The following is a 17,367-nucleotide window of genomic DNA, read 5'->3' as shown; positions in this document are numbered from 1 at the left end:
TTAAAAATTTACTGTGGCACCTCCATCTACTGGGAGTACTACACCGGTAATATACCTTGCTGCCACAGATGATAAGAAAACCGCTGCATGGCCTATGTCCTCAGGTTGCCCGAAGTGATCCATGGCTATTCGGTTCGTGATTTGCGCTTTTCTTTCAGGGTCATTGTTAATTGCATTTATAAACATGTTGGATTCGATCCAGCCAGGAGCGATTGCATTGACACGTACATTACTGGCCGAGTACTCTGTAACCAAAGCATTGACAAGACCTGTCAGGGCTGTCTTGGAGGAACCGTAAGCCACTACTTTGTCAATACCGAAAAGCCCGGCCATTGAACCAATCATAATGATCGAGCCGCTCTTTCGTCCCAGCATGTATTTGGCACACTCTCGGGTCAAACTGAAGACGCTCAGCAAGTTGGTTTGAATGACTCGCTCAAAATCCTCGTCAGAAGTATCCTGAGCCATCGCCTTGTGGTGGATTCCTGCATTGTTGACCAGAATATTAATGGCTCCTACATTTTGCTCTATTTCTGCTACTAGAGATGGGATAGCCTCTTTATCGGTGATGTCATTTACTACATACACGGTGTTATTTCCAAGCTGTTCTACGGCCTGTTGTAAAACATACTCTCTACGTCCTGTAATCACCACTTGTGCACCCGCTTTCACGAAAGCCTGGGCAATACCAAACCCTATTCCTGTTCCACCGCCTGTCACAAGGGCCAATTTCCCTTCTAATGAAAAAACATTTTTGCTCATTTGATTTCTGTTAACCGGTCATCAATAAAATTAAAACCCCAACCAGGCAAATCATGCGGTTTGGCATACCCATCCTGAATGACCATGGGATTGTCAATCAACGGGTCAACCCAGTCGAACGATTCTGCCCCGACCCCATTGGGGATGGTGCATAATAGGGGTACGTCATAGTCTTTGTAGTAATGTGGTAACACGGGAAGGTGAAAACTATGGGCTAACGCGGCACTCTCCCTCCATGCTTCAACTCCACCAATCCTGAGAATGTCCGGCTGCCAGATATCCAGCGCATTTCGGGTAACCAACTCCCTCAATGGGAGTGTGTCAAATTCTCTTTCTCCCATGGCCAGGGAAATGCCCGTTTGGTTTTTAAGTATTTGGTAGGCTTGGAAGTCTTGGTGGTGCACTGGCTCTTCAAACCAGTGGATGTTTAGATCACGAGCATTCTGGGCCAATTTAATAGCAGATGGTAAATCCATTCCTTGGTTTGCATCCATCATAATGTCTACTTTGTCACCTACTGCTTCCCGTACTTCTCGCAAGCGATTCAGGTCTGTGGAAACCTTTGGGGAACCGACTTTTATCTTTACCGCTTTGAATCCCCTGTCAGCATAATCTGTTACTTCTTGTATGAGTTCATCTATACTGTAGGAGAGCCAACCTCCACTGCCATAGATGTTTACATTTTTTTTGGTTACTCCCAATAGCTTGTGGATAGGTTGACCTTGTATTTTTCCCCAAGCATCCCACATAGCGATGTTGATGGCTGACTGTACCCAACGAAGCAGGCCTTGGTTGCCAAAATATTCAAAGAGATTTTCCAACTTCTGGTAAACCATTCCTGTTTCATATGCTTTAAAGCCCTTGATCAAGGGAACTATATCTTTTAGCGCTCCTATAATCGCATTTGGAGAATACTGGAAGGATAATAGGTATGATTCCCCAATAACTCCATTTTCCAGCTGAATTCTCAAGACAATAAAGGAGATTTCGGTTAGCGAATGCGTAGCGTCCGCTATAGGCTTTTTGAGGTCGGAAGAGGCCTTGAAAAATTTCACTTCCCTAATGGCTAGGTCATTCATTCGATTTGTATTATGGTTAGATTGTTATATGCAAAATTGAATTTTCCTGACCGAAGATCAGTATAGCATTTTGTTTATGTAGTGTACTATATTGATATTTTTACCATTTGTCATTTCAGTTTTAGTTAATAATTGTCATTTTTGGAAAAAATCAATCAATTGTTTCTTATGAAACCTCATTTAAAACAAGTGACCACCTCTTCTGAATGCTCATTTAAAGTGAAGGTTTTTGAAGAGCCCCAGTTCAAGGCAGAATGGCATTTTCATCCACAGTATGAACTTACCTATATGGTTCAATCAACTGGGATTAGGTATGTGGGAGATTCTATGGCTCCCTTTTATCGGGGGGACTTAGTGCTTGTCGGAAAGAATGTCCCGCATTCTTGGAAAACTGTAGGAGGTAATGGAAAGTGTGTAAAATGCATTATTATCCAATGGGATGAATCCTTGCTGAAGTATTGGTTGGATTTGCCGGAATTTTCGAATATCCGTAAATTACTGATGAATTCTTCCTATGGAATTGCATTTGATCACCAAACATCAATAGCGATGGAAGCGGAGTTTATTGATCTAGTAAATAAGCGTCCTTTTGACAGATTGCTGTCCTTTCTACGGATTCTAAATACCCTTGCCAATGATTCCAGTACCTCCCTGCTTGCTGGACCGGGTTTTGGTAAGGCGCTCTCCAATAAAGAGAGTCAACGTGTCAATCAGATAAATAGCTATATCAAGGACAATATTTTGGAAGAAATACGCCTTAATGAGATAGCAGATAGACTTGCACTTTCCAAAGAAGCGTTTTGTCGGTTTTTTAAAAAGACTTTTGACAAAACTTTTTCCCATTACGTGAATGAGTACAAGATCACTCTTGCCAGTCAAATGCTTATCGAAACGGAGTTGTCCGTCTCTGAGGTTGGCTATCGATCCGGGTTTAATAATTTGTCATTTTTTCATCGCCAATTTAACTTATATAAGCAAATGTCTCCCCAAAATTACCGTAAGCAGTTCCGAAACATTCCGACAGCTAATGAAAAATAGCTGCTCCATATCTCCTGCCTCAGGCTAAGGAGGGCTACGGGTTCCAAAAGACATGTATGCTACAAATTTGGATATAAGGATCAGTCATCGGAGTTAATCCATACTAGATTTAGGTTCAAATAACCATGTTATGAGGATTCTATTCGTAGTAGTTTTTTTTCATGTTACCCTGCTTCAGGCTCAGGTCTATCAAGATAATATCCATAAACTGAAAACTGAGCGTGTCGATTCCGGCGATGAAATTACCTGGCGGCAATTTGGGCCCGGGAATGCTGGATTTGCCAACCTGCTCAGGTACCATCCCACTATCCCCGGAACGGTGGCGTTGTGCCCGGATATGTGGAATGCTTACCAGTCTGAAAATAACGGCAAGCGGTGGTATGGAATCACCGATGAAGATGGAGATGGTACCTTTTACCACTTGCGGGATTTGTATTATTCGCATTCAGAACCCAAAATGGGACTGGCGATTTCATCTTCTGAATTATGGATCACCAAGGACACAGGTAGAAATTGGGAAGTAGTGAAAAACTGTCCGTGGTATAAGGTAGGCCAGGATGGGGAAGATATAGACAGGTGGAAGAAGAAAGTGGCTTCTTTGGCCATTGATCCCACCGATAGCCACAAATGGTTTGTAGGGGGAGGGACAAATGTGCGTGGTCAGGAGTGGCTGTCTTGTTATAAAGACCTCAAAGCTTCAGCGCCTCATGGCATTCCTTCTGATTACCAGGGAATGGTTTGGCGGACCACGGATGCGGGAAGTAGCTGGGAAATTGTGAATAAAGGACTCCATCCGAAAGCCCAAGTAGGAAGGATTATTGTCAACCCACTAGATCCGCAAGTGGTTTTTGCGGCTTCCAACTATGGCCTCTATCGCTCTGAAAACGGTGGAGATAGCTGGACCCAAATTGGCGAAAGTCAATTGGACAACAATATCATCATGGACATGGACTATTATTTTGACCAATCTACTGGGCGATTTGTGCTCTATGTCCTAGACCAAGTGCAGTACCATCCATCTGGACAATCCACAAGCTGCTCTGGTGGGGTTTTTTACTCTGATGATGCGGGTGATACTTGGGAAGAAATAAATGGAAATTTAGGCCTGAACATTAACCGACTTTCGGGGGGAGTGCCCAAAAATTATTACCAGTATCTTTCCAAGTGGTTTGATCTTCCTATCGATGAAGTAACCAAGCAATATCCAGAGCTTCCGAAAAGTGCCCTGCAACGATTCAATATGGTCAGTGCGGATCCGAGTCGTGATGGTGCGGTGTATGTAGGTTTTGCAGATCCACAGATAGGAAACTCGATTATGCCAGGTCGCTTGTGGGCCACTATCGATTTTGGGGAAAATTGGACAAGTACAGCGCGACTTTATCAGGAGACCTGGGCCAAGGACAGTGTTTATTGGGCTTCAAGGGAGCAGCCAATCAGTCAAAATATGGTGGTCGGCCATTTTTCACCGCACATGCGGCATGGGGATGATTATGCGTTGAGGTCCATGCGGGCACTGGATGTGGGCCCGGATGGTAGCGTAATGATCATATCCGACCACAGCACCATGCTGAGCACTGACCATGGAAAAAGTTGGCAGCAAATGGACGAAACCGAAACGCCTAAGGGTGGCTTGGTAGGTCATGGCAATTCCAACCTCCCCGGTCTGACGATAGCACAGGATCGTAGGACGGCAGTTCCTTTATTTGGTTCGGGAGAACACCGACTGTGGATACCTACTGGCGAAAGGGTGGATGGGATCATGGCAGTAAAATATGTCCCCAGTACACAAGAAACGGTGAGTAATATAGTTTATGATCCCTATGATCCGCAAATTCTTTATGCTACTTCCAATCGCCAAGCGCATAAAGAGTGTGTTTTTCGCAGTACGGATGGTGGGGATACTTGGGAAAACTACGGTATAGCTACTCCGGCGACCAAACGCTGGAAGGATGATTTTTACACGAATGGCCTTACCATAGATCCTATAAATAACCAGTTTATGTATGTAGGAATCACCCGGATTGTGGATCGGGAAAAAGCTGACCAAGGAGGGTTTTTCTATTCAGAAGATTTTGGCAAAACCTTCCAGCAAAGGAACAATGGATTGCCCGTTCCTGCGCGGATCAACGACATCCAATTTGATCCTAGGGACGAAAGCAGGAAATCACTTTTTATTGCTGCTCAGAAAAATGACAAGGCCTATTTTCTCCCTATTGCTGAAGGAGGACTTTACCATTCGGCTGACCGTGGGAAAAACTGGTCCGAGGTAAAATTGCCTGCTGAAGTGGAAGGGGTGCAGTTTATCAAGTTTGACCTTACGGGTAGAATGTACATTACCACTGGCCACCATACGGGAGGGCAGGGGTTATGGTATTCAGATGACTATGGACTTACTTGGCAACAAATGTTTCCGATCGGAGGAGTGGAATGTATCGATATATCGCCATTCGACCCTAAATTACTGGTGGTTTCGGTGGGGTATGAGGCCAAAAACCCCGGGATATATATTAGCTGGGACAGGGGAAAGTCATGGCACAAGAACAATAGGGGAATTACTGCTCCCCATCGGATAGAAGATGTGAAGTTTGACCTTACTGATGGTACCAAAATCTGGCTGGCGACTTTAGGCAGTGGTTTTTATGAAGGAAGTATCAACGTCCCAAATCCGGTTCAAAAAATAAAAGCTGTCCCAAGGACGATTACTGGAAAGGTGGGGACCGACCACTCCGTGGAAGTAGAAGTATTAGAGGCCGGTTGGAGAAGTAAGGAACGTGCCTTTTATTCCGAAAATGAAGCCATAGCCTCTGTGGGTACTGACGGAACAATTACCCTTCACAGCAGAGGCCAGACAAAAATCTGGCTTACTGCCGGAGGCCTGACCGGCGCTACGGATTATGTGATAGTTACGGTGGAGTGAGGAAGTAATATTGGTACATACATTATCCCCATTCTGGATTTTCCAAATAAAACATAAGTGGTACAGCCCAAAACATGGAGACAAGTTTTAGTTCCATGGAGTAAATACCTTTATGAAGACAAACTTGCATGTGGTTTAACCAACAACAATAACCAAAACAAAATAACCTATGTTTATAAAATTACGATATGCCCTTTATGTGGGATTTTTATTCTTTTCGTCATCCCTGCCGTGTATAGGGCAAACGCAAGTCACATTTGACCCCACCTGCCAACGGTACATCAATGATATTAGTGCGTTGGATCGCAGCAAATATTTTAACATCCACTCATCAGGTAATGACCAAGAACATACTGCACTTTATGAAGAGTATGAAGTGGGGCAGGGCAGGGGATTTTGGGCGGCATTTTCTGCCGCAAAGCAGCAAACCGGTGAGGTGGCAGCATATCCTACACCAAAATCCGGTGAGGTTTCACTATTGCCGGTCACACGGAAAATAGGTACAGAGCATCCTTATAATGTTTTTGTGGATGGAATGGATGTGGATTTGGCGGCGGATTGGGCAGTGAATTATTTTACCTATTGGGTCAATGAAAATGAGCGTCCCGAGTATTTTGAAGTGATGAACGAACCCTTTGTTCATGCCAAGGACTTTTATGAAGGCGGCTGGGACAATGCAGAAAATATCCGCATCAAAAAGCAGATGGCAGCGCTATATGGAAAAGTGGGAGAGCGATTTGACCAATCCCCTGCCTTGTCAAATATGAAAGTGATAGGATATTCCAGTGCATGGCCATCACTGGAGCTTCAGGACTTTGGTCACTGGGAGGAAAATATGAAGATGTTCATGGATGTAGCAGGAGAGCATATGGACGCTTTTGCGACGCACCTGTATGATGGTGTAAACGTAGAAGGACAAGATAATAAAAGAAGTGGCAGTAATGCCGAGGCGATCCTTGACCTGATCGAAAATTATAGCTATATCAAATGGAATGAGGTAAAGCCCCATGCCATCTCCGAATATGGTGCCATTGAAAAAGGCTACGGTGAAAATTACAGTGATCTGGCCAGTATCCAGACAATAAGGTCCATAAACCATATATTGTTTGGCTTGCTGGAGAGGGAAGACCTGATGGAGATTTCCATCCCTTTTATCACAGGAAAGGCACAGTGGCACATCAATGAGGCAAATAATTACCAGCCCTATCAGGCGGTGCTTTGGAAGCCAACCAATATAGGCGAGCCCGATCCGGCAGGCTGGGAATACACACCACGGATCAATTTTTACGAACTTTGGAAAAATGTCAAGGGCCAACGAGTCTGGATAAAATCGGATAATCCAGACGTCCAAGTCCAAGCATTTAAGGACAACAATGTACTGTACCTTGCTTTTAATAACTTGGATGATCTACCCCAAGATGTAATGCTAGAGGGTATTTCTCTTCCTGAAATCAACCAGATTACCGCCAAAAGCCTAAAAATCTATCCAGATAAAGCCCATGAGATGTCGGTTGAGCAGTGGGAGAATTTACCTGGATCCCTAAGCCTCATTGCGGGAGAAACAGTAGTGCTGGAAGTGGACATGAAAGCGGCCCCTGAAGTGGCCAACACCATGGTCTCCAAAAAATATTATGCGGAAAATTACCTAGAAGCTATTTCGGCAAATGCCCCTGTTATTTATTCCTTTGATGGGGTAGAGAAGAAGGCTGATGGATACGCCGTACTAAGAATGAGCATAGGGCGAAAGCACGATAAGAGCAAGCAGCCGACAGTCAAAGTCAACGATAAAATCGTGCAGGTTCCTGACAATTGGAAAGGATATGACCAAGCCAATCGCGATGACTTTTTTGGCATGATCGAAATCCCTGTTCCTTATGCATTTATAAAAGAGCAAAATCAGGTGGAAGTGACATTTCCTGATTCGCAGGGACATATTAGTTCTTTGATACTGCAAGTACATAGTTTTGAACATTCACGGGAAAATGTAATTGTAGGAATGGAGAACAAGACCAAATTCAATTCCGATGGATTTAGATTCTATCCCAACCCAGTTGGAAAAATGCTGTCCATATCGTGGAAGGGAGAGTTTGCAGATGCCTCACCCATGGTGGATATCTATTCCCAAGAAGGTACTGAGGTGCAAATCTCCGAACCAAAGATTTTATCGAGAAAGGTGCTGGTCGATATGGGGACACTTTCCCCGGGGCTCTATACAGCATATATCCAGATCGGTGATGTGGCAGGGTATGGAAAGATCATAAAGCGTTAGCAATTGGATGTTGCAGGAAGGCTCCAAGAGAGCGGAAAGGGTATGTTTCCTGTGAGCATACATGCCCTTTTTTTAAAGCGCACATGGTCACCTTTTGAAGTTTTAAAAAAATAAAGAATGAAGACGTTACTGTATTCATTGGTTTTGATATTAACGGTATTTTCAAGACAGGCATTTGGACAGGATTCTAGGCAATCTCCAAATGTCCTGTGGATCATTACCGATGATCAGCGGTATGATGCGGTGAGGGCCTTCAATAGGATTTTGCATGATCGTGAAATTAGTGAGCTAGGGTATGTGGAGTCGCCAAATATTGACCAATTGGTAACCGAAGGGACTACTTTTATCAATACCTATTGTCAATCCCCCGGGTGTGCACCATCAAGGGCAGCCATGCATTTTGGCAGGTATCCACATAAGTCCGGCGTGTATGAATTTGAATACCATAATAATCTTGCCGACCATGTATCACCTACTTTGCCAGAGCAGATGCAAGACCTGGGCTATCAGACGCTTCACATTGGTAAGCTGGGAGTAAGGCTAAAAACAAAAGGTGAAAACCGAATGGTGCCTGCTCCCATCTATCAGACGAGTATCGATTCGAAAACCTTGGCGAAGGAAGGCTTGTGTGATTGGGGCAAAGACTGGATTTTTCAAATGAATGGACAGCGGCTCGATGAACCGTTCAGAAGTGTGGAGTTTTTTGTGAACTCGGAAGGAGAGGTAGAATATTGTTCACAGGAGATGGAAGAGCAGGGGTACAGCCCTTCAGGAACTGCCCTAGCTACGGTAAGCAAATACGACCTGCTGAGGCATTATAATGAAAAAAAAGGCAAGTCCATCGCATCAGGGATGATCCTTTCGGGGGTAAGTCCCCGTGAGGCAGGGTTTACAAGGGACGGGTATTATGTCAAGGCTTTGGCAAACTATTTGGCGGCTCCGAATGGTGAGTTTAGCATGGGCGATTTGACTTTTGGAGGAGTAGATCCCAACAAGCCTTTGTTCTGTAATTTAGGTTTTGATTTTCCGCATACGCCAGTCTTGCCTCCTAAGGATTATAGAAAACGCTTCGAAAAACAGCATTACAACATCCCTGATTTTGACGAAGAGGAGTGGGACAAGTTGCCCGACCAAATAAAAAGACAAGTAACCAATGGGTATTCAGATCATTTTTCAGAAGAAGAAAAACAAAAGATGACACAGGATTACTATGCTTTTTGTGCTTACGGAGATGCCTTGATTGGTGAGGCAGTAGCCGATTTTAAATCCTATAGCAAAAAGCACAACCAAGAATGGATGATCGTCTTGGTCTGCGGGGACCATGGCTGGAAACTGAATGACCACGGGTCGGTTTCCAAGTTTAGCCCTTGGGAAGTGGATACCCATAATCCAGTGGTGGTGATCTCATCGGACAAGGAAGCTTTTCCAGCAGGAAAAGTGGTCCATGATTTTAGCGAATTTGTAGATATTGCTCCGACAATTTTGGCTGCGGGAGGAGCAGACTTGGACCAAAAAAGATACGCCTATCTCGATGGATATGACCTTAGCAAGGTAGCAGACCAATCCCTACCGGCCAGGGAATATATTATCGGAGAGAGTCATGCCGTCACAGGCCCAAGGGCATACATCCGCACAGAAGAGTTCCTTTTTTCCATGCAGATCAGACCCGATAAAATCCGGGGGAAAAATATGAATTGGGCAAAAAGTGCTTCATATGAAGATATAGACCCTTCATTGTACCATTACAGTGTAGATCCAAAAGAGAAAAATGAACTGGCTTTTGACCCAGCGTATAGAGAAGTAGCTGACCGATTAAGAAAACTGTTAGTCTCCGAAGTACTTGGTGAAGACCGGGTGGAAGTAAACTGGGGTGGTTTAAAGGCCGACGGAACCACAGTGTTCAGAAACCATCAAAAATAGAAACAATCCTTAAGCCATGCATACTATTATTTCGATCTTGATTATCCTATTAAGCATATTGACATATCCGGTTTTTGGTCAAGAAGATAAGCGTCCCAATGTGATCCTTATCCTTACTGACGACCAAGGGATAGGGGACTTGGGCTGCCATGGAAATCCATGGCTAAAAACACCCCATATCGATCAGTTTTATGCAGAGGCAGTAAGGCTTACTGATTTTCATGTCAGCCCCATGTGTACACCCACCCGGTCATCGATTATGACTGGTCAATACCCTATTCACAATGGTACTTGGGCTACTTATAAAGGGAGAGACATGCTTCCCCCCAATACCCAAACCATGGCCGACATCTTTCAAACCAATGGCTACCAAACGGCCATGTTCGGTAAGTGGCATTTGGGAGACAATTATCCATCGCGGCCAACGGACATGGGGTTTCAATTTGCGGTGCACCATAAAGCAGGAGGCGTCGGGGAGCTTTCGGATTATTGGGGCAACAGTTATTTTGATGATACTTATTTTGTTAACAATGAACCTGAAAAATTTGAAGGGTATTGTACGGATGTTTGGTTTGGCCAAGCCATGGACTATATCAGGTCGCATCAAGAGGATCCGTTTTTTGTTTACCTCGCCACCAATGCTCCCCACTCTCCCCATATCGTAGCGGATGAATACGCAGACCCTTATCGGGATTTGGAAGAAAAAGGTGAAATCGTAAACGCTAATTTTTATGGGATGATCGCCAATATAGATGAGAACATGGGAAAATTGGAGGCTTTCCTAAAGGAAGAAGGCTTGTATGAAAATACCATCGTGATCTATATGTCAGATAATGGAAGTGCCGCTGGCATCAGCCGTGATGGAAAGACAGGATATAACATGGGCTTTCGGGGGAAAAAAGGCCAACCAACAGAAGGAGGACATCGCGTTCCCTTTTTCATTCGATGGCCTCATCGTGGGATTATGGGAGGAAAAGACATCAACAGTCCTACACAGCATGTCGACCTTATACCGACTTTGGTAGGTTTATGTGATGTGGAAATTCCACAAGGCAAGCTGCTGGATGGTAGGGATATTTCTCCGTTGCTGACCGGACGGGAGGATAAAATAAACGGTGAGACGCTTTTTATTCATCATAATCAAGACTGGAGAGTGCCCAGACCGATTACAGGAACATGTATCATGAATGGGAAATGGAGGTTGGTAAATGGCAGGTCCTTGTATGATGTCAGCAAAGATCGCTTCCAAGCCCATGACCTTTCGAATGAATATCCTCACATCAAAGACCGACTGATGGCAGAGAATGCAGCTTTTTACGAGCAGGCTTCCCAAAGAAGAACGTTTAAGGAAATGCCGGTGAACATAATAGGCCATGGGGATCAGCAAGAAGTGACCTTGACCATCCAGCATGCGATAGGAGAGAGCAGTGGGATTTGGAAAAGTGAACAAGTAGCCCAAGGAATGAAAAACACCAATAATAAGCATGCCATTCAGGTAGCATCGGAAGGATGGTACAGAATCTCCTGTCAGCGCTGGCCAAAGGAATGCATTGGGCCCATTTGGGGCATTCCCAAAAAAAATCCAAAAGGTCAATTCAGCTATTTGCCCATAAAACCAGAAAAAGTGAAAATATCCATTGCCAACCAAATGATGGAAAAGGAAATAGACGCGTCAATGATCGCGGTGGATTTTGATGTTTACCTGGAGCAGGGGAAGACGTTTTTGGTGAATGATTTTGTGACAGGCGATGAGCTATTTGGGGTGTATTATACCTATATCGTAAAAATGGATTGATCATTTTACGGTGAAACTTGAGAACAACGACTTTCAACATATGAGGCATAAAAGTTTGTTATATAAACTTACCTTGGCACCATTAGATTGTTATACTTGTTTAACCCCAAAATACCATGCGATTCAATTTTCCTAAAGGAATTCTCTATATTATCATGGTTTTGACGACTGTGACCAATATCTCCAAGGCCCAAGAGTATAGAATAAAGCAGCACAGGGGCAATGAAAATATTGCTTACAAATGGGCTGAACTGTCCCTTGAGGCCACAGCTAGGGATACCGATAATTTCAAGCCCAGACCCACCATTACTTCTAGGTATTTGGCTTTGGTTTTTACTGCGGTCTTCGATGCTTGGAGCAGGTATGATACGAAGGCAGTTCCGGTATATCTGGACAGTGTCCAAAGAAGACCAGTAACGGAACAAACCTTGGACAACAAAAAAGTAGCAATTAGCTATGCCGCCTTTAGGACCTTGAGTGAGTATTATTATTCCGATACGGTATTATTTCGTTCTTTCATGAAAGAGATAGGACTGGATCCAAATGACAGAAGACAAGACCCGTCTACCCCAGTAGGTATAGGCAATTTGGCAGCTCAGGCCGTGATAGATGCAAGAAGGGGAGACGGAGCCAATCAATACGGAGAGGAGACAGGACCCAATGGCCAGCCCTATTTTGATTATACCGGATACAAGCCTGCCAATAGTGCCGATCAATCCAACGATGTTGAAAGGTGGCAACCCAAATACTTTCTGGATCTAAATGGGGACAAGTTTGCCCCAGGCTGTCTTACCCCATATTGGTATTTGGTAAAACCAATATCCCTGGAAAGTGCCGATCAGTTTCGCCCCGGGCCTCCGCCAAGCCTAGACTCTCCTCAACTTTTAAGAGAAGTTCGGGAAGTTGTTTCCCTACAGGCCGATCTGACAGATGAAAATAAAGCATTGGTTGAATTCATGAGAGACGGTCCCCAGTCTGTCCAGCAAGCAGGACATTGGTTGAACTTTTCCCAGCAAGTCTCAAAAAGGGACCAACATACTTTGGATGAAGATGTTAAAATGTATTTTTATGTCCAAATGGTGGCCATGGATGCATTTATAGCCTGTTGGGACTCTAAAATGTACTATGATTTTGCCCGTCCCATTGCCTTGGTTCATAAGTATTTTGGGGGTAAGTTGATAAAAGCATGGGCAGGGCCTAACAAGGGAATGGTCATGATGGATGGAAGCAAATGGAGACCCTATTCCCCGGAAACCTTTCTTTGTCCTCCATTTCCCAGTTATGTTTCAGGCCACAGTTCCATCAGTGGTGGCTGTGCAGAAGCCTTGAAACTGTGGACAGGAAGCGACGACTTTGGTGTATCCGTAGAATTGGTGGCAGGTGCTATGACAGAGCCCAAGCATTTGGGAGACACTGTATGCTTGGATTTCCCGACATTTACAAAAACAGCCGAAATGGCTGGCATTTCCAGGGTAATGGGGGGCTATCATATTCAAAGTGAAAATATTGAAGGCCTTACGCTTGGTAGAAAAGTCGCCAGGCATGCTTGGAAATTCTATATTGATCACCTGGAAGGAAAAGTAGATTAAAAATTCCGTCCATTTCCTCTTGCTTAAAAGTAATATTACTTTGAAAGCGGTATTTCAGGGTTGGCAAGTTCGTCAGGATGGAGTTGTCTGGCTTCTTTTAGGTACCGGGTACCCAAGACATACGCTTTTGCATGGTTGATGGCATCGACGGCCAATAGTTTCCCTTCTTTGAAATACCAGACAGCTTGTTTTTGAGGCTGCTCTTTTTCTATTCTGTGTACTACTTGATCGTAGCCATGGTTCAGGCCGGCTATTTGTAGTTTGGTCTCATATTGGTCAGACCAAAACCATGGGATACTATCATAGGTTTGTGGGTTTCCCATTATGTTTGTTGCGGCAATTTTGGCTTGGTCCACTGCATTCTGAACCGATTCCAATCTGATGATTTTAGCGCTAGGTTGGTGGATAAATGATGCACAGTCCCCAATGGCAAATATGTCAGGAGTAGAGGTTTCGCAATGTGCGTCCACCAAAATGCCATTTTCAATCGTTAGGCCGATGTTTTGGGCCAAGGCTGTGTTTGGACTTATCCCCACACCTACAATGACCATATCGGCTACAAAGCTATCGCCTGTATCCGAGTCAAGCTGGTATCTCCCATCGTGGAGGTGTTCGATATTGGTGATGTTTTGGCCAGTATGTATTTTTACCCCTGATTCTTGGTGAAGGGCAGTAAAGAAGGATGATGTTTCGGCTGCGGCCACCCTGGCCAAGATCCGTTTTTCCCGTTCCAAGAGGGCTATTTGATGGCCCATTTTGCGAAGGGAAGCGGCCATTTCCAATCCTATATAACCTCCTCCCAAAACGACTACTTCCAGTTGGGATTTAGCATTAATAAAGGATTTTATGGCAAGCGTATCTTCGGCAGACCTGAGGGGAAATATCCCTTCACCTACAGTCATACCGGGAAGGGCGGGAATTACCGCTGAGGCACCGGTGGCCAATACGAGATGATCGTAATGGATACTGTGGTTACCTTCCAAGTGGACCTCATGATTTTGGCTATCAATATGCAGGACCCGTCTGCCCAACAACAACTCGACTTCCGCTTCCTCATAAGCTTCTGCTGATTTTAGGCAATAGTCAGCTATATCTTTGTCCTCACTGAGGAAAGATTTGGACAACGGTGGCCGATGATAAGGAAGGAAACTGGTCGATTCGATTAACTGGATCTTCCCCTCGAAACCTTCTTTTCTCAGTGCAAAGGCACAGTTGACGCCAGCATGACTGGCACCGATAATGACAGCTGTTTTGCTCATGGTACGGTTCAGTTGGCTACTTTGACGGTGATCTGTTCAGGTAGTGATGAGATAGGGACTTGGCATGCCAATCGGCTGTAGGGGGACACATTGTCTTCCAGCTCCAGCATTTCCTCTTCTATTTCACCAGGGCCACCGACTGTTTCGAAATCTTCAGGAGTAAGATGGATATGGCAGGTCGCACAGCTGCACACACCACCACAATCGCCTTCGATGCCTTCGATATTGTTGGCTATGGCCAGCTCCATAAGGTTTCCAGAACTGGCAGATGCTGTTTTTGCTTCTTCTTTTTGGGTGATATATGTGACTTTTTTCATTCTGATTTTATTGGTATTGATGATGTGGTTATATAATAAAGATTAGTTTGGTCTTTCTTAGAAGCAGGACAGCTCAATTAACCTATCGTAGGTTTAGGAAAATTTCATCTCCAATCGGTCATAGCCTACTTTTCTTTTAAATTCCCCCCAATCTTCGATATTACTATCTCCTTTGACCATTTTCAGTTTCACGTCCATTTCGGCCAGGACGGATAGAAGTGTCCTGAGTACATGCCGTGCATGGGTGGCTCCCAGACATTTGTGGATGCCAAATCCAAATCCCACGTGGGGGTTTAGTTTTCTTTCCAGATCGATGGTGTTCGGGTTTTCAAAAGTCTTTGGATCCCTATTGGCAGAAGCCCAGCATAAGGAGACCCTACTATCTGCTTTGATTGCATGTTCGCATACTTCTGTATCTTCGGTAGCCACTCTTCCCATATGTGTCAAGGGGGAGAAATACCTGACCAATTCCTCTACGGCCGTATTGAGCATGGTTGGATCTTCTTTGATGGCAGGAAGGGCTTTGGGGTTGCTGGACAGGTAGGCTAAAGTATTGGTGACAGCGTTGATTACCGTATCCCTACCACCGGCGAATGTCAGGATCATGACCCCTTTTACCTCTTCTTTGTTGAGCTTTTTGCCTTCTATTTCACTATTGAGCAAAATACTGTACAGGTCATCTCCCGGGTTGGATAGGGCTTTTTCGATTTGTCTGTCGATATAGTCGTAGAGGATTTTTGCTTTATCCCCGTCCACAGGATTGTCTTCGCTTCTGAATACATGTGTCCCCCAGGATATCCACGTTTCGGCTTCCTCCAAGGGCACATTAAGGAGCAACGTCAATGCGCGGGATTGAAGTTTTAGGGCAATGTCATTGACTATTTCCACTTGGGCCTTGGACTTGGCTTCCTGTACAAGCTTGCTGATTATATCACTAAGTTGGGCTTTATAGGTGTCCTTTTCAGGCCTTCTAAACCAATCTTCCAATAAGTCCCGGTATAGACGGTGCATGGGAGGATCCACCTCAAAGGGGATTTGCCGTGTACTTCGGATATTTACTTCAGAGGGTACGACTATTCGGCCAGGCTGTGCACCGGATTGGAAAGTTTGTGTGTTCTTGGCTGTTTTTCTAACGTCTCTCAGCCTCAATAACATGGTGACAGGGTCATCCTGGTCTTCTACTTTTCCATATCCACATTGCTCTCTGGCTCCCTCAAAGGGATCGGGTAATTCAAACTTCTCCATTTTTTTGCCTTTTCGGGTTTCACCTTAGGATAATGCAATAGGTTAATTGCTGTTATACAAATGTGAGAAGAATACGCTTTCTCTTCTTCCTGTTTTTTGTTTGATTTATATGTTATTATGTTGATGAAATATTCAATATATTTTTAAATATGACCGAAAAGAATATAATTAATCTTGATTTATAAGTTGTCGTGGTGTGATTCAGATCCTTTGAAACATCTTTCTGAATTCCAGAGGAGTGTGTTTTTTAAATTTTTTAAACTGCTTATAAAAAAATGCCAAGCTCTCATAGCCGCACTCAAAAGCAATCTCTGTCATTTGCTTGTCCGTTTCCAAGATCACCCTGCTGGCGATATTGATCCTGTACTCATTGAGAAACACAAAAAAGGGTTTTTTCCAAGTCTTGCTGAAAAACCTGGAAAATGACTGTTCACTCATATGTAAATGATCAGCGATGTCCTTTAGCTTGATTTTCCCTTGGTAATGGTTATTGACGTACTGCTGGACTGCTTGGAGCCTGTCGTTGGTGTCATGGCTAAGGTCGGAGCTGTAAGAGGAACCGGCCAGTTTTATGAATTTGCCTTTATTGGTCATCAGGTCCAGAAGCCCCACCATTGCTTGGTATTTGTCCAAGCCTGTACTGTGAAGGACTGCCTGCATAGCTCTTAAAATGTCCTCTTTGGCGTCTGGTAAAAAGTACAAGCCCCTTTCGGCATCTTTATGTAGTTGCCTGATCTTTTCAAACCAAGGTAGTTCAGGGATGATTTCTTCCCTCCATTGGAGGACAAGGGACCTGCTTGATTGGTGCTCACTGTGTTCATTTTTCCAGCAGTGGGGTAAGTTTTTTCCCAGCATGACCAAGTCACCAGGTTGATAGTCAGATATATTGTTTCCTACATACCTGATCCCAGAACTCTCCATGATGTATGTCAGCTCAAACTCGGGATGAAAATGATACGGAGTTTCGAAGTCCTTCTTATTATAACTGAAGGAGAGCACTGGATCCTGCTCCTCCAAGAGGACTTTTTCTAGAATTGCTTTCATATGAATATGCTAAAAGGTACTACAAATATAGGTAAATATTTATTTGGTTACATAATAGTGTATAATATGGTCAAAATAAGGGAAGATTATGCCGTGCATAGATGGCAAGTTTGTATTGCTCAATCGAGAAGCA

The 17,367-nt window shown here is 44.2% G+C and carries 12 protein-coding genes; 6 read left to right on the top strand and 6 right to left on the bottom strand.

Going from position 1 to position 17,367, the window contains the following annotated elements; all coding sequences use genetic code 11:
* Positions 1-762: an SDR family NAD(P)-dependent oxidoreductase gene (locus tag FDP09_RS16250; RefSeq protein WP_137403672.1), complete on the bottom strand. Its 762-nt coding sequence runs from the start codon at positions 760-762 to the stop codon at positions 1-3.
* Positions 759-1,841, bottom strand: a complete 1,083-nt coding sequence (locus tag FDP09_RS16245) for a mandelate racemase/muconate lactonizing enzyme family protein (RefSeq protein WP_137403671.1) — start codon at positions 1,839-1,841, stop codon at positions 759-761. The genes FDP09_RS16250 and FDP09_RS16245 overlap by 4 nt, the downstream gene beginning before the upstream one ends.
* A 168-nt stretch (positions 1,842-2,009) precedes the next feature.
* Here FDP09_RS16245 and FDP09_RS16240 point away from each other — a divergent pair, with 168 nt between their 5' ends.
* The 6 genes from FDP09_RS16240 (at position 2,010) to FDP09_RS16215 (ending at position 13,369) form a co-directional block, all read left to right on the top strand.
* Positions 2,010-2,879 (top strand): AraC family transcriptional regulator, encoded by an 870-nt coding sequence (locus FDP09_RS16240; protein WP_137403670.1) that lies wholly within the window; start codon positions 2,010-2,012, stop codon positions 2,877-2,879.
* Between the two features lie 130 nt (positions 2,880-3,009).
* Entirely contained in the window at positions 3,010-5,796 is a 2,787-nt protein-coding gene (locus FDP09_RS16235; protein ID WP_137403669.1) for a VPS10 domain-containing protein, read from the top strand.
* Between the two features lie 169 nt (positions 5,797-5,965).
* On the top strand, positions 5,966-8,065 hold the full coding sequence (locus FDP09_RS16230; protein WP_137403668.1) for a T9SS type A sorting domain-containing protein: 2,100 nt from the start codon (positions 5,966-5,968) through the stop codon (positions 8,063-8,065).
* Positions 8,066-8,182: 117 nt separating this feature from the next.
* Positions 8,183-9,985, top strand: coding sequence for a sulfatase-like hydrolase/transferase (locus FDP09_RS16225; RefSeq protein ID WP_137403667.1), 1,803 nt, complete (start codon positions 8,183-8,185; stop codon positions 9,983-9,985).
* Between the two features lie 16 nt (positions 9,986-10,001).
* On the top strand, positions 10,002-11,780 hold the full coding sequence (locus FDP09_RS16220; RefSeq protein ID WP_137403666.1) for an arylsulfatase: 1,779 nt from the start codon (positions 10,002-10,004) through the stop codon (positions 11,778-11,780).
* A gap of 116 nt (positions 11,781-11,896) precedes the next feature.
* The gene (locus FDP09_RS16215) at positions 11,897-13,369 is read left to right on the top strand and encodes a vanadium-dependent haloperoxidase (RefSeq protein WP_222840292.1); all 1,473 of its coding nucleotides are present in this window, start codon (positions 11,897-11,899) and stop codon (positions 13,367-13,369) included.
* Positions 13,370-13,404: 35 nt separating this feature from the next.
* On the opposite strand, the gene FDP09_RS16210 is transcribed toward FDP09_RS16215, so the two are convergent.
* From FDP09_RS16210 to FDP09_RS16195, 4 genes are all read right to left on the bottom strand, one after another.
* Positions 13,405-14,628, bottom strand: coding sequence for an NAD(P)/FAD-dependent oxidoreductase (locus tag FDP09_RS16210; RefSeq protein ID WP_137403665.1), 1,224 nt, complete (start codon positions 14,626-14,628; stop codon positions 13,405-13,407).
* Positions 14,629-14,636: 8 nt separating this feature from the next.
* Positions 14,637-14,945 (bottom strand): 2Fe-2S iron-sulfur cluster-binding protein, encoded by a 309-nt coding sequence (locus FDP09_RS16205; protein WP_137403664.1) that lies wholly within the window; start codon positions 14,943-14,945, stop codon positions 14,637-14,639.
* A 93-nt stretch (positions 14,946-15,038) separates the two neighbouring features.
* Positions 15,039-16,190 (bottom strand): cytochrome P450, encoded by a 1,152-nt coding sequence (locus FDP09_RS16200; RefSeq protein ID WP_137403663.1) that lies wholly within the window; start codon positions 16,188-16,190, stop codon positions 15,039-15,041.
* 201 nt (positions 16,191-16,391) lie between these two features.
* Positions 16,392-17,234, bottom strand: a complete 843-nt coding sequence (locus tag FDP09_RS16195) for an AraC family transcriptional regulator (RefSeq protein ID WP_137403662.1) — start codon at positions 17,232-17,234, stop codon at positions 16,392-16,394.
* Between the last annotated feature and the right edge of the window lie 133 nt (positions 17,235-17,367).

The sequence above is a fragment of the Echinicola rosea genome (assembly GCF_005281475.1).
Taxonomy (GTDB): Bacteria; Bacteroidota; Bacteroidia; order Cytophagales; family Cyclobacteriaceae; genus Echinicola; species Echinicola rosea.
The sequence above is the reverse complement of the archived record's forward strand: the minus strand, read 5'-3'. Positions and strand labels throughout refer to the sequence as shown.

Excerpts from the sequence above, each read along its gene's own strand:
- FDP09_RS16195 (WP_137403662.1), bottom strand. The coding sequence starts at position 17,234 with ATGAAAGCAATTCTAGAAAAAGTCCTCTTGGAGGAGCAGGATCCAGTG.
- FDP09_RS16215 (WP_222840292.1), top strand. The coding sequence starts at position 11,897 with ATGCGATTCAATTTTCCTAAAGGAATTCTCTATATTATCATGGTTTTG.
- FDP09_RS16200 (WP_137403663.1), bottom strand. The coding sequence starts at position 16,190 with ATGGAGAAGTTTGAATTACCCGATCCCTTTGAGGGAGCCAGAGAGCAA.
- FDP09_RS16250 (WP_137403672.1), bottom strand. The coding sequence starts at position 762 with ATGAGCAAAAATGTTTTTTCATTAGAAGGGAAATTGGCCCTTGTGACA.
- FDP09_RS16205 (WP_137403664.1), bottom strand. The coding sequence starts at position 14,945 with ATGAAAAAAGTCACATATATCACCCAAAAAGAAGAAGCAAAAACAGCA.
- FDP09_RS16225 (WP_137403667.1), top strand. The coding sequence starts at position 8,183 with ATGAAGACGTTACTGTATTCATTGGTTTTGATATTAACGGTATTTTCA.
- FDP09_RS16235 (WP_137403669.1), top strand. The coding sequence starts at position 3,010 with ATGAGGATTCTATTCGTAGTAGTTTTTTTTCATGTTACCCTGCTTCAG.
- FDP09_RS16220 (WP_137403666.1), top strand. The coding sequence starts at position 10,002 with ATGCATACTATTATTTCGATCTTGATTATCCTATTAAGCATATTGACA.
- FDP09_RS16210 (WP_137403665.1), bottom strand. The coding sequence starts at position 14,628 with ATGAGCAAAACAGCTGTCATTATCGGTGCCAGTCATGCTGGCGTCAAC.
- FDP09_RS16230 (WP_137403668.1), top strand. The coding sequence starts at position 5,966 with ATGTTTATAAAATTACGATATGCCCTTTATGTGGGATTTTTATTCTTT.
- FDP09_RS16240 (WP_137403670.1), top strand. The coding sequence starts at position 2,010 with ATGAAACCTCATTTAAAACAAGTGACCACCTCTTCTGAATGCTCATTT.
- FDP09_RS16245 (WP_137403671.1), bottom strand. The coding sequence starts at position 1,841 with ATGAATGACCTAGCCATTAGGGAAGTGAAATTTTTCAAGGCCTCTTCC.